Origin of the sequence: Brevundimonas sp. UBA7534 (assembly GCF_002479325.1) — a bacterium.
Classification (GTDB): domain Bacteria; phylum Pseudomonadota; class Alphaproteobacteria; order Caulobacterales; family Caulobacteraceae; genus Brevundimonas.
In genome coordinates this window covers 1-10,562 of sequence record NZ_DLMO01000055.1, presented here as the reverse complement: position 1 = coordinate 10,562, position 10,562 = coordinate 1, and the positions used below count along the sequence as shown (strand labels likewise).

The window sequence follows — 10,562 nt, the reverse complement described above, 5'->3', positions numbered from 1 at the left end:
TCCTCGTCCTCGTCCTCGAAGACGACGCCGATGAATTCGTCGCCGACATAGACCTCGGCGGAATCGTTCTGCTTGGGGCGCGGCTTCAGGATGATGCCGCCGGTGTTGAAGGTGCGCTTGAGGTGGCCCTCGATGCGCTTCAGGTCGGTGTCTTTCACGGCGGGCCTCGATGGTCTGGAGTTGGCCGCGGACCCTAGAGAAGTCGGCGGTTCAGGGAAACCCGTCAGATGACGAAGTCGTACACCACGTCCGCCAGGGTGTGGTCCATGGTCCGGGCCGGTTCGGCGGCGGTGGGGCAGCCCACGACCCGCGCGGGCACGCCCGCCACGGTGCAGCCCGACGGCACGGGCTTGAGCACCACCGAGCCGGACGCCACCTTGGCGTAGTCGCCGACCGCGATATTGCCCAGCACCTTGGCCCCCGCGCCCAGCAGGACGCCCTTGCCGATCTTGGGATGGCGGTCGCCGCGTTCGGCCCCCGTGCCGCCCAGGGTCACATTGTGCAGCATCGACACGTCGTCGCCGACCACCGCCGTCTCGCCGATGACGATGCCGGTGCCGTGGTCCAGGAACAGCCCCTTGCCCATCTGGGCGCCCGGATGGATGTCCAGCTGGAACAGCTCCGAGATGCGGCTCTGAAAATGGAAGGCCAGGGTCTCGCGCCCTTGGGTCCACAGCCAGTGCGCCACGCGCCAGCCCTGCAGCGCCTGGAAGCCTTTGAAATACAGGAACGGCTGCAGCAGGTTGCGGATCGCCGGATCGCGCTCGGCCACGGCCCTCAGGTCCGCCTCGGCCGCCGCCACGACGGCCGGATCGGCGGCGTAGGCGCTCAGGCACACCTCGCGCACCGACATGGCCCCCATCTCGCCATCGGCCAGCTTGCGCGCGATCTGGAAGCTCAGCGCGCCGGCCAGGTCGTCGTGCGACAGGATCACGGCGTTCATCTGCGAGCCCAACTGCGGCTCCTCGCGCACCGCCGCCTCGGCCGAGGCGCGCAACTGGCTCCACAGCTCGCGGCCGTCGGCTTCGGCGACAATCTCCAGCTTGGCCATCGCGGGCTCCTTCGACGACATCATAGCCGCCCCAGCAAGGCGCGCGCCAGCGTCTCGGGCAGTTCGCCGGTCACCGCCATATGGTAGGCCTTGTAGGCGGTCGCCACGGTCATGGCGTCCCTGACCGTCCCCCGCCCGATCTCCTCCAGCAGATCGACGAAGGGCACGCGCGCCACCGTGATCACCTCGGTCGGGTCCGGGTCGGTCGGCGCCGGGCTCAGCCCCCAGGCCAGCCAGGTCATGGCGATCTCGTCGGTGATGGAGTTGGACAGCTCCATCGTCAGCGCGGGCAGCCAGTGTTCGGCCCTCAGCCCGGCCTCCTCGGCCAGTTCGCGCCGCACCCCGTCGAACGGATCTTCGTCCAGCGGCGCCCCGCCCTCGGGCATCTCCCAGGAATAGTTGGCCAGGGCGAAGCGCTGCTGCCCGACCAGCGTCACCGTCCCGTCGTCGTGAATCGGCAGTACGCCCGTCCCCACGTTCTTCGGCCGCATCACCACATAGTCTGCCGCCGCGCCCGTCGGCGCCGTCGCCGGATGGCGGGTCAGCCGCAGCCACGGGTTTTCGAACAGCGTCTTCTCACCGCCGTTGCGCCAGGCCGGCGGCTTGGCCAGCCCCGCCGCCCACTTCGGTTCGTTCGCGTGCTTCATGCTGCGGGTATGGCGGACGGCGGGACGAAAGCCTAGCTAGGCCGCATGGTCGAACTCAATCAGCCCCTGCCCCCGCCTGTCCCTTCGGCCGACCTGCGCCGCCGCCTGGCCGAGCGCCGCTCCGCCCCGGCCCAGGCGCTGACCGCCCCCGGTCCGTCCGACGCCGAGATCGACGAAATCCTGACGCTCGGCGCCCGCACCCCGGACCACGGCAAGCTGTTTCCCTGGCGCTTCGTCGTCCTGGGCCCCCAGTCCCGCGCCCGCATCGCCGAGCAGCTGGCCGTCCTGGCCGAGCTGCGCGACAAACCCGCCAAGGACCAGGCCGTGCTGGCCAAGCTGACCGCCGCGCCCGTCACCATACTGGTGATCTCGACGCCCGTCCCGAACGCCAAGCCGGTGTGGGAGCAGCAGCTGTCCGCCGGCGCCGTCTGCATGAACCTGGAGCACGCGGCGGGCGCCTTCGGCTATTCCGCCAGCTGGATCACCGACTGGTACAGCTACGATGCCCAGGCCGCCGCCCTGTTCGGCGTGCAGGAGGGCGAGACCGTCGCCGGCTTCATCCACATCGGAACCCTGGCCGAACCCGCCCTGGAACGCCCCCGGCCCGATTTGTCGCTGAAGGTCACGCGTTTGCCGTAAGGCGGCGGCATAAGGTCGCCCTTGTCGGATTCGCCTCGACCGACACCGCCTTCCTCCCCCAAGGCCGTGACATGGATTCCCTGCTGCAAGCCGCCGGCGACTTCATCGCCCGCAACCATCTATGGGCCGGGGTCATCCTGGGGCTGATCACCTTCCTGGAATCGCTGGCGATCGTCGGCGCCTTCGTGCCCGCGACGGGGCTGCTGGTGGCGGCCGGCGGCCTGATCGCGGCCGGCGTGCTGGACCCGGTCAACGTCGTGGTCGGCTGCATCGTTGGGGCCGTGCTGGGCGACGCCCTGTCCTACTGGGGCGGTCGGCGGCTGGGCGTGCGCTTCCTGCGTCAGCCGATGTTCGCCCCGCACCGGCGCCGCATCGCCTGGACCCGGCTCTACTGCCGCCGCTACGGCGTGCTGTCGATCTTCGTCGGCCGCTTCTTCGGCCCCTTGCGCGCCTTCGTGCCGCTGATGCTGGGGATCGTGCGGATGCGCCAGCGCGCCTTCCAGTTCGGCAACGTCGCCTCGGCCGTTGTCTGGGTTCTGGCCATGCTCGCGCCTGGCTACCTGGCCGCCCAGGGCCTGGCCCGGCTGGAGCTTCTGACCGAGGCGCACGGCCCGACCCTGCTGGTGGGCGTCATCGCGGTCGCCATCCTGGCCGTCGCCATCGTCTATCGCCTGGTCAAGGCGCGGATGGCGCGCCGCTCGGCCATCCTGCGCGGCGCCCTCAGCAGCCGTTAGGCGGGCTCAGGCTCAGGCTCGGGCCGGTGCACGATCGACACCAGCACCACCGAGATGATCATCAGCAGGAACCAGCTCCCCAGCTTGCCCAGCGACACCATCTCCCATCCGGCCGCCTGCCCCGGATAGGTCCAGGCCCGCGCGAAGGTGCCCAGGTTCTCGGCGAACCAGATGAACAGCGCCACCAGCCCATAGCCCATCAGCAGCGGCATCCCCCGCCGCCGCCGATCTGCCGTGAAATAGAACCACCCCGGCCCGAACAGCAGCGCCGTCGCCAGAAACAGCGCGATCCGCACGTCCGGCAGCCAGTGATGGGCGAAGAAGTTGACGTAGATCGCCGCCGCCAGCACCCAGGTCGTCCACAGCGGCGGATAGCGCCGCACCCGGATGTGGAAGATGCGCTGCACCCGCGCGATATAGCTGCCCACCGCCGCATACATGAAGCCCGAGAACAGCGGCACGGCCCCGATCCGCAGCAGCGAATCCTCGGGATAGACCCACGACCCGTGCGCCGTCTTGAACAGCTCCATGACCGTCCCCGCCACATGGAACAGGAAGATCACCCGCGCCTCCTCCCAGCTCTCCAGCCGGAAGGTCAGCATCGCCGCCTGGATCAGCACCGCCCCCACGCACAGGAAGTCGTAACGGCTGATCGGCGCCGTCTCGGGCCACCACAGGAAGGTGCCGACGATCAAGGCCAGCATCAGCCCCCCGAACAGACACGCCCACCCCTGCTTCAGCCCGAACCAAAGGAACTCGAAGGCGTATCCCCTCAGACGGGACCGGTCGGCCCACGCCTGGGCGCGCGTCAGCAGGCGGCGGCCCCAGGCTTCGAGCGGGAGAGGACGAGGCGATTCGATCACGAGACAAGCTTAGCGCGATCGCCGCTCACCGCCGCTAGAGCTCGACCACGGCCCTGAACGCCACATAGACGGCGACGACAAGGATCAGCCCGGCGAACAGCGTCCGGCCCAGCGCCGCCTTGGCGCCCAGACGACGCGCGAGCGGCAGTCCCGCCAAGGTCCCGACGGCGCCCCCGACGGCCATGGCGGCGACTAGGCCGGGATCGATCCATCCCGACAGGGCATAGTTCCCCGCCGTCGTCGCGCCGAACGCGGCCACGCTCAGCAAGGATGTGGCCTGTGCGGTGGCCAGACTCATGCCCGTGGACGCCATCAGCCCCGGGACGACCAGAAACCCGCCGCCGATGCCAAAGAAGCCGGCAGCTGATCCCACCCCTGCGCCGGCCACGCTGACGCGCGGCGACATCGCCCAGTTCAGCCGGGGCTCGGCCCGGACGACGGCCACGCCGGGGCGCAGCATCGATATGGCGACCGCCGCCATGGCGGCCGCGAAGATCAACAGTAGCTGATGGCCGTCGATGATCTTGGCGAGCGACGAGCCGACCCACGCTCCGGCGGCCCCCGTCGTCGCGAACAGGGTCGCACACGGCCAGCGCACGCGTCCGGCGCGGGCATGACCGGCAAGAGCCGTCAGGGCGTTCAGCGCCACGCCCGCCGCCGCCACCCCGATGGCGATATGGGGATCGGCGACGCCGACGACATAGAGCAGCAGCGGAACCGCCAGCACCGACCCGCCGCCGCCGAACAACGTTAACAGCAGCGCCACCACACCGCCGCTCACAACCGCCAGTAGCAGCGGGATCATGTCGGTCGTCATGGTGTCACACGGCCCCAAGCGCCTTGCGATTCCATGGCATGGCCGCCAAGAGCCGCGCCATTCCGCAGAAGCCCGTCGCTCCCGCGAAGAACAGTCCGGCGCCAACGAACGCCGCCAGCCCCCAGAACGCGGGATGCACCAGCAGACCCAGAGCCGCGCCGATCAGAACCAGCCCGCCGGCCGTCATCTGAACCTGGCGCATCAGTTCGATGGGCTGGGAGCGATCCGCATGGATCGGAAGGCCCTGCGCCTTCCAGGCGTCCAGACCGCCCTCCAGGACGAAGGCTTCGCCAGGCGCGCAGCCCGCCAGCTTCACGCCGTTCACGCCTGTGCGATTGCCGGTCCGGCAGGTGTAGATCACGTCCCGCCCCGCGTGGCGTTCCAGCACCGAAGCGTCGATCCGGGACAGGGGTGCGTGCACGGCCCCCGACACACGCTCGCGCGCGAACTCGTCCGCTTCACGGATATCGATCAGCACCGCCCGGCGCTTCTTAAGGCGCTCGGCGACGTCGGCGGGCTTCAGAGGGGTGAGGGTCGTCATGGGATCAGTCCTTGTCGTGTGAAAGCGGAGGGCAGAAAATCTCGGCCAGCACGGCGATGACCTTCAGAACCGAAGGATCGACTATGCGGTAGAAGACGGTGGTGCCTTCCCGGCGAGTGTCGACCAGCCCCTCTTCGCGCAACCGGGCCAGATGCTGGGACAGCGCCGACTGAGATAGGCCAACGACGGGCAGAAGCTGTCCCACCGACAGTTCGCGGTCCCCCAGCTGGCACAGCACCATCAGACGCTTTTCGTTGGACAGCGCCCGCAACAGGCCCGCGGCCTGGCCGGCGCTTGCCTGAAACAGTTCGAGCGGAAGGGCGTGGGGATCGAGCATGAGCGGCAATATATTCGAACTTGCTAAATAATCAATCGCTAATATATTGAGGGTCGAAAGGAGCTCCTCCTATGGCTGCACATCCCGACGTCCGAGGTTTCTTCGACCCGGCGACCCATACCGTCACCTATCTGGTCAGCGACCCAGATACCGGACAGGCCGCGATCATCGATCCGGTGCTGGACTATGAGGCCGCCTCCGCGCGGACCTCGACCGGCTCGATCGACGCCGTGATGCGCGTGTTGCGAGAGGCAGGGCTGACCTTGGCCATGGTCCTGGAAACCCACGCCCACGCCGACCACCTGACGGCAGCCGACCATCTGCGCCGAAGCCAGGGTGTGCCCATCGGAATCGGCGAGCGGATCACGGCGGTTCAATCGATATTCGGCCCGCTGTTCGACGCCCATGACGTGACCCCGGACGGAATCGTGTTCGACCGGCTTCATGCTGATGGCGATACGTTCGCTCTTGGCGATCTGACGGTGGAGGTGATCCATACGCCCGGCCACACGCCAGCCTGCGTCACCTATCGTATCGGCGACGCCCTTTTCACAGGCGACACCCTGTTCATGCCCGACTATGGCACCGCGCGCGCCGACTTTCCCGGCGGCGATGCGCGCACCCTGTATCGTTCGATCCAGAAACTGCTCGCCCTGCCTGACGAGACACGGGTCTTCGTGGGCCACGACTATCTGCCCGCAGATCGCACCGACTATCGGTTCGAGACCACCGTGGGCGATCAGCGCGCCCATAACATTCACATCGGCGGGGGCGTGTCCGAAGACGACTTCGTCGCCATGCGCCAGGCCCGCGACGCGACGCTGAAGGCCCCGCAACTGATCCTGCCCTCGCTCCAGATCAACATTCGAGCCGGAGCCATGCCGCCCCCCGAAGCCGACGGTCGTCAGTATCTGAAGATGCCCCTGAACACGATCTGAGGGACCTAGCCCCGCCCGCGATACGTCGGCACGCCCTGGTCCGGCAGCCAAAGCCCCTCCGGCGCCGGACCCGTCTGCCAGAAGACGTCGATGGGGATGCCGCCGCGCGGATACCAGTAGCCGCCGATGCGCAACCACTTCGGCTCAAGCAGGTCCGCCAGCCGCTTGCCGATGGCGACGGTGCAGTCCTCGTGGAAGGCGCCGTGGTTGCGAAAAGCCGTCAGGTACAGTTTCAGGCTCTTGGACTCGACCAGCCAGTCGCCCGGCGCATAGTCGATGACGATATGGGCGAAATCGGGCTGGCCCGTCACCGGGCACAGGCTGGTGAACTCCGGCGCCGTGAACCGGGCCAGATACAGGGTGTCGGCATGCGGGTTCGGCACCCGCTCCAGCACGGCGGTTTCGGGGCTGGTCGGCGCGGCGGTCTGGGCGCCCAGCTGGCTGAGGCCTTCGGTATAGTGCGTCATGCCGCCCATGTAGTCGCTTGCGCCGCCCCTGAAAATCCTCCCGCCTTCGGCGCAGGCTGTCGATGCGCCAGACATCGCAATTCCGGCGACCGTGTCCAGCGAATCCAAGGACTTGAGGCGTCGCCTTCTCAATCGACCTGGCGCCCTCTCAAACCGTGTCATAATCGCGAGCCTGCATCGGCCGCCCCCGCGCGAGCGCTCCGATTTCGCACTATTCAGACTATTCAGACTCTCTTTTTTGTTCCCACCGTCTGAAATCCTGACGATTGCCTTCCCCGGCGACAGCCCGCTATCCGTAGCGAAACGAAACCCATAGGAGACGCCCGTGGCCATTCCCGCTTCGCTGCAAAAGGGTCTGACCCTGCCGGTCATCGCCTCGCCCATGTTCCTGGTGTCCGGCCCGGACCTGGTGGTCGAGGCCTGCAACGCCGGCGTGATCGGGACCTTCCCGTCGCTGAACCAGCGCACGACCGAGGGCTATCGGGAGTGGGTGCGCGACATCAAGGCCCGGCTGAAGCCCGAGGCCGCCGCCTTCGGCGTCAACCACATCGTCCACCCCACCAATCCGCGCCTGATGGCCGACATGATGGTGTCGGTCGAGGAGCAGGTGCCCCTCATCATCACCTCGCTCGGCGCCGTGCGCGACGTGGTCGAGGCGGTGCACGGCTATGGCGGCGTGGTCTTCCACGACATCGCCAACGTCCGTCATGCGCGCAAGGCGGCCGAGGCGGGCGTCGACGGCCTGATCCTGGTCGCGGCGGGCGCCGGCGGCCATGCGGGCATCGTCAATCCGTTCGCCCTGATCAACGAGGTGCGGTCGTTCTACGACGGGACCATCATCCTGGCCGGCGCCCTCTCGACGGGTCAGGACGTGGCCGCCGCCCTGATGATGGGCGCCGACTTCGCCTATATGGGCACCCGCTTCATCAACACGACCGAGGCCCTGGCGTCTGAGCACTACAAGCAGATGATCGTCGACAGCGGCTCGGCCGACATCGTCCATACGCCGGCCGTCTCGGGCATTCCGGCCAACTTCATGATCAAGTCCCTGGTCGAGAACGGCGTCGACCCCAAGCACCTGCCCGAGCACAAGCTGGACATGGGCGACGAGGCCAAGGCCTGGAAGACGGTCTGGTCCGCCGGCCAGGGCGCGGGCGCCATCCACGACATCGTGCCGACCGCAGACCTGGTCGCGCGCCTGCGAAAAGAGTTCGCTCAGGCTACGGATCAATTCGCCATCAAGGCCGGAGCGCGCTAAGGGCTCGCGCGCCCCTTTCGCGCGTTGGAGCCATCATGACCAAGACCGCCCTGCTCTGCCTGTCCGCCTTCGCCCTCGCGACGCTGGGGGCCGCCCCGGCCCTGGCCCAGTCCGCCAGCCCCTGGTCGTTCGAGGTCGGCGCCGGCACCGACAACCGCTCCAAGGGCGCCTCCAAGTCCGGCAACGATCCTTACGTCTTCGGCTCGGCCACCTGGGAAAGCGCCGACGGCCGCTTCTACATCTCCCCGGCCGCCGAAACGATCGACGCCGGCGGATCGGACGTGGAGGCCGAGATCGCGCTGGGCTATGCGCCCGAAGCCTATGGCTACGTCTTCGACTTCAACGTGGCCTACAAGAACCGGTTGGATGCGAATGCGGGCTACGATGACGACACGGTGGAGTTCTCGGCCTCGGCCAGCCGCGCCATCGGTCCCGCCCGCGGCCGCCTGCTGGTCCAGTATTCGCCGGACGCCGCCGGCTCCACCGAGGCCTTCACCTGGGTCGAGGGCCGCGTCGGCTGGACCTTCACGAACCGCCTGGGCGCCACCGTGGCCCTGGGCCGCCGCGAGCAGGACAACGCCCCGGACTACACCGCCTGGAACGCCGGCGTGACCTACGGCCTGACCGACGCCCTGGACCTTGACGTGCGCTGGTACGACACCGACGCGACCGAGTTCGGCGACCAGTACAAGAGCGCCCTGGTCGCCAAGGTCGCCTACGCCTTCTAGGTCAGGCCGCGCGCAGCGCTTCCAGGGCGCGGGCCACGTCCGCGCCGCCCGGTTGCTGATACAGGCCCAGGCCGAACTCGGGCAGGATCGCCAGCAGGTGATCGAAGATGTCGGACTGGATCGCTTCGTATTCGCCCCACGCCACGGTGGAGGTGAAGCAGTAGATCTCCAGCGGCAGCCCCGTCTCGGTCGGCTGCAGCTGGCGCACCAGCAGGGTCATGTCCTTGCGGATGCGGGGATGGTTGGTCAGGTACTGCTCCACATAGGCGCGGAAGGCCCCGATGTTGGTCGAGCGTCGCATGTTGACCGGATCGCGGCCGCTGGCGACCAGTTCGGCGTTCCAGCGCTCCAGCTCCGCCGCCTTGTCGGCCAGGTAGTCGTCGATCAGCAGGAAGCGCCGCATCCGCCCCCGCTCCTCCTCGGTCAGGAAGCGCACGCTGGTCTGGTCGATCAGCAGCGACCGCTTGATCCGCCGCCCCCCGCTCTCCTGCATCCCGCGCCAGTTCTTGTAGCTTTCGTTGATCAGCCGCCAGGTGGGGATGGTGGTGATGGTCTTGTCCCAGTTCTGGACCTTGACCGTGTGCAGGGCGATGTCGATCACATCGCCGTCGGCGTTGACCTGGGGCATCTCGATCCAGTCGCCGACCCGCAGCATGTCGTTGGAGTTCAGCTGAACCGAGGCCACCAGCGACAGGATGGTGTCCTTGAACACCAGCATCAGCACCGCCGCCAAAGCCCCCAACCCCGACAGCAGCAGCAGCGGCGACCGGTCGATCAGCGTGGCGATCACCAGGATCGAACCGATGGCGTAAAAGACGATCTTCAGAACCTGCAGATAGCCCTTGATGACCCGCCGATGGCCGCGCGGCGACCGCGAATACAGGGTGTTGACCACGTCCATGGACGCCGCCAGCGCCATCACCACCACCACGATGGCGAAGGCGTTGGCCACGTTCTGCGTCAGCTTGACCACCACCGGCGCCAGGTGCGGGACGGCCGCGATGCCCTGGTGGATGACGATGGCCGGCGCGATCCGCGCCAGCGTCCCGACGACCGGCTTCAGCAGATCGTCCATGTCGGTCCGCCCGCCCCGGTCGATGAGCTTGAGCAGCAGGCGGATGAGGACACGCCGAACCACGAAGTCGGCGACGAAGGCGGCGAGCAAAAGAAGACAGAGCCCGATCAGCGTCTCCGCGACCGGGTACTCCGCCAGGCGATCCCGCATGGCGTTGAAATCAGGCATGGCGCCAACCTAGGCAATGCCGTCCGCGATTTGAACCCCGGCGCGGCGACGCGCCGCCGTCAGCCCAGAGCCTGGTCCAGGTCGGCGATCAGGTCGTCCACGTCTTCCACGCCCACGGACAGGCGGATCAGGCTGTCGGTGATCCCGCCCTTCTCGCGCACCTCTTTCGGCACCGAGGCATGGGTCATGATGGCCGGGTGGTTCACCAGGCTTTCGACGCCGCCCAGCGATTCCGCCAGGGTGAAGACCTGAACCCGCTCCAGCACGCGCCGGGTCCGTTCCAGGTCGCCGTCCAGCAC

At 68.0% G+C, this 10,562-nt stretch carries 15 protein-coding genes; 5 read left to right on the top strand and 10 right to left on the bottom strand.

Annotation, left to right across the window (positions count from 1 at the left end; genetic code table 11):
- The 3 genes from B2U11_RS04015 to B2U11_RS04005 form a co-directional block, all read right to left on the bottom strand.
- Nucleotides 1-158, bottom strand: a 158-nt coding sequence (locus B2U11_RS04015; RefSeq protein ID WP_292070116.1) for a DUF3126 family protein, incomplete at its 3' end; no start/stop codon positions are given.
- A gap of 65 nt (nucleotides 159-223) precedes the next feature.
- On the bottom strand, nucleotides 224-1,051 hold the full coding sequence (gene cysE, locus B2U11_RS04010; RefSeq protein ID WP_292070105.1) for a serine O-acetyltransferase: 828 nt from the start codon (nucleotides 1,049-1,051) through the stop codon (nucleotides 224-226).
- Nucleotides 1,052-1,071: 20 nt separating this feature from the next.
- On the bottom strand, nucleotides 1,072-1,698 hold the full coding sequence (locus B2U11_RS04005; protein ID WP_292070104.1) for an NUDIX domain-containing protein: 627 nt from the start codon (nucleotides 1,696-1,698) through the stop codon (nucleotides 1,072-1,074).
- Between the two features lie 45 nt (nucleotides 1,699-1,743).
- On the opposite strand from B2U11_RS04005, the gene B2U11_RS04000 reads away from it, so the two are divergent.
- Together B2U11_RS04000 and B2U11_RS03995 are read left to right on the top strand one after the other, a co-directional pair.
- Nucleotides 1,744-2,337 carry a nitroreductase family protein gene (locus B2U11_RS04000; RefSeq protein WP_292070103.1) on the top strand — a complete coding sequence of 198 codons (594 nt, stop codon included), beginning with the start codon at nucleotides 1,744-1,746 and terminating at the stop codon, nucleotides 2,335-2,337.
- Nucleotides 2,338-2,408: 71 nt separating this feature from the next.
- Nucleotides 2,409-3,071 (top strand): DedA family protein, encoded by a 663-nt coding sequence (locus tag B2U11_RS03995; protein ID WP_292070102.1) that lies wholly within the window; start codon nucleotides 2,409-2,411, stop codon nucleotides 3,069-3,071.
- Here B2U11_RS03995 and B2U11_RS03990 read toward each other — a convergent pair.
- Genes B2U11_RS03990 through B2U11_RS03975 form a run of 4 tightly spaced genes read right to left on the bottom strand, consistent with a single transcriptional unit; the run spans nucleotide 3,068 to nucleotide 5,629 of the window.
- A complete protein-coding gene (locus B2U11_RS03990) occupies nucleotides 3,068-3,934 on the bottom strand; it encodes a DUF817 domain-containing protein (protein WP_292070101.1) in 867 nt (288 codons plus the stop codon). The genes B2U11_RS03995 and B2U11_RS03990 overlap by 4 nt on opposite strands.
- A 34-nt stretch (nucleotides 3,935-3,968) precedes the next feature.
- Complete coding sequence (locus B2U11_RS03985; RefSeq protein WP_292070099.1) at nucleotides 3,969-4,739, bottom strand: sulfite exporter TauE/SafE family protein; 771 nt, start codon at nucleotides 4,737-4,739, stop codon at nucleotides 3,969-3,971.
- A gap of 16 nt (nucleotides 4,740-4,755) precedes the next feature.
- Entirely contained in the window at nucleotides 4,756-5,292 is a 537-nt protein-coding gene (locus B2U11_RS03980; RefSeq protein WP_292070098.1) for a rhodanese family protein, read from the bottom strand.
- 4 nt (nucleotides 5,293-5,296) lie between these two features.
- Nucleotides 5,297-5,629, bottom strand: coding sequence for an ArsR/SmtB family transcription factor (locus tag B2U11_RS03975; protein WP_292070114.1), 333 nt, complete (start codon nucleotides 5,627-5,629; stop codon nucleotides 5,297-5,299).
- A gap of 71 nt (nucleotides 5,630-5,700) precedes the next feature.
- Here B2U11_RS03975 and B2U11_RS03970 point away from each other — a divergent pair, with 71 nt between their 5' ends.
- Nucleotides 5,701-6,567 (top strand): MBL fold metallo-hydrolase, encoded by an 867-nt coding sequence (locus tag B2U11_RS03970; RefSeq protein ID WP_292070097.1) that lies wholly within the window; start codon nucleotides 5,701-5,703, stop codon nucleotides 6,565-6,567.
- A gap of 5 nt (nucleotides 6,568-6,572) precedes the next feature.
- Here B2U11_RS03970 and queF read toward each other — a convergent pair whose 3' ends face one another.
- Entirely contained in the window at nucleotides 6,573-7,034 is a 462-nt protein-coding gene (gene queF / locus B2U11_RS03965) for a preQ(1) synthase (protein ID WP_292070096.1), read from the bottom strand.
- Between the two features lie 325 nt (nucleotides 7,035-7,359).
- On the opposite strand from queF, the gene B2U11_RS03960 reads away from it, so the two are divergent.
- Nucleotides 7,360-8,292 (top strand): NAD(P)H-dependent flavin oxidoreductase, encoded by a 933-nt coding sequence (locus B2U11_RS03960; protein ID WP_292070095.1) that lies wholly within the window; start codon nucleotides 7,360-7,362, stop codon nucleotides 8,290-8,292.
- 35 nt (nucleotides 8,293-8,327) lie between these two features.
- Nucleotides 8,328-9,020 (top strand): TorF family putative porin, encoded by a 693-nt coding sequence (locus B2U11_RS03955; protein WP_292070094.1) that lies wholly within the window; start codon nucleotides 8,328-8,330, stop codon nucleotides 9,018-9,020.
- A 1-nt stretch (nucleotide 9,021) separates the two neighbouring features.
- Here B2U11_RS03955 and B2U11_RS03950 read toward each other — a convergent pair whose 3' ends face one another.
- Nucleotides 9,022-10,263: a mechanosensitive ion channel family protein gene (locus tag B2U11_RS03950; protein ID WP_292070093.1), complete on the bottom strand. Its 1,242-nt coding sequence runs from the start codon at nucleotides 10,261-10,263 to the stop codon at nucleotides 9,022-9,024.
- A gap of 59 nt (nucleotides 10,264-10,322) precedes the next feature.
- A partial coding sequence (locus tag B2U11_RS03945; protein WP_292070092.1) for a PLP-dependent transferase occupies nucleotides 10,323-10,562 on the bottom strand: 240 nt, incomplete at its 5' end.

What these genes read in the sequence shown, in the direction of transcription:
- B2U11_RS04000 (WP_292070103.1), top strand. Translation starts at nt 1,744, where the DNA reads ATGGTCGAACTCAATCAGCCCCTGCCCCCGCCTGTCCCTTCGGCCGAC.
- B2U11_RS04005 (WP_292070104.1), bottom strand. Translation starts at nt 1,698, where the DNA reads ATGAAGCACGCGAACGAACCGAAGTGGGCGGCGGGGCTGGCCAAGCCG.
- B2U11_RS03970 (WP_292070097.1), top strand. Translation starts at nt 5,701, where the DNA reads ATGGCTGCACATCCCGACGTCCGAGGTTTCTTCGACCCGGCGACCCAT.
- B2U11_RS03950 (WP_292070093.1), bottom strand. Translation starts at nt 10,263, where the DNA reads ATGCCTGATTTCAACGCCATGCGGGATCGCCTGGCGGAGTACCCGGTC.
- B2U11_RS03980 (WP_292070098.1), bottom strand. Translation starts at nt 5,292, where the DNA reads ATGACGACCCTCACCCCTCTGAAGCCCGCCGACGTCGCCGAGCGCCTT.
- B2U11_RS03955 (WP_292070094.1), top strand. Translation starts at nt 8,328, where the DNA reads ATGACCAAGACCGCCCTGCTCTGCCTGTCCGCCTTCGCCCTCGCGACG.
- cysE (WP_292070105.1), bottom strand. Translation starts at nt 1,051, where the DNA reads ATGGCCAAGCTGGAGATTGTCGCCGAAGCCGACGGCCGCGAGCTGTGG.
- queF (WP_292070096.1), bottom strand. Translation starts at nt 7,034, where the DNA reads ATGACGCACTATACCGAAGGCCTCAGCCAGCTGGGCGCCCAGACCGCC.
- B2U11_RS03985 (WP_292070099.1), bottom strand. Translation starts at nt 4,739, where the DNA reads ATGATCCCGCTGCTACTGGCGGTTGTGAGCGGCGGTGTGGTGGCGCTG.
- B2U11_RS03975 (WP_292070114.1), bottom strand. Translation starts at nt 5,629, where the DNA reads ATGCTCGATCCCCACGCCCTTCCGCTCGAACTGTTTCAGGCAAGCGCC.
- B2U11_RS03995 (WP_292070102.1), top strand. Translation starts at nt 2,409, where the DNA reads ATGGATTCCCTGCTGCAAGCCGCCGGCGACTTCATCGCCCGCAACCAT.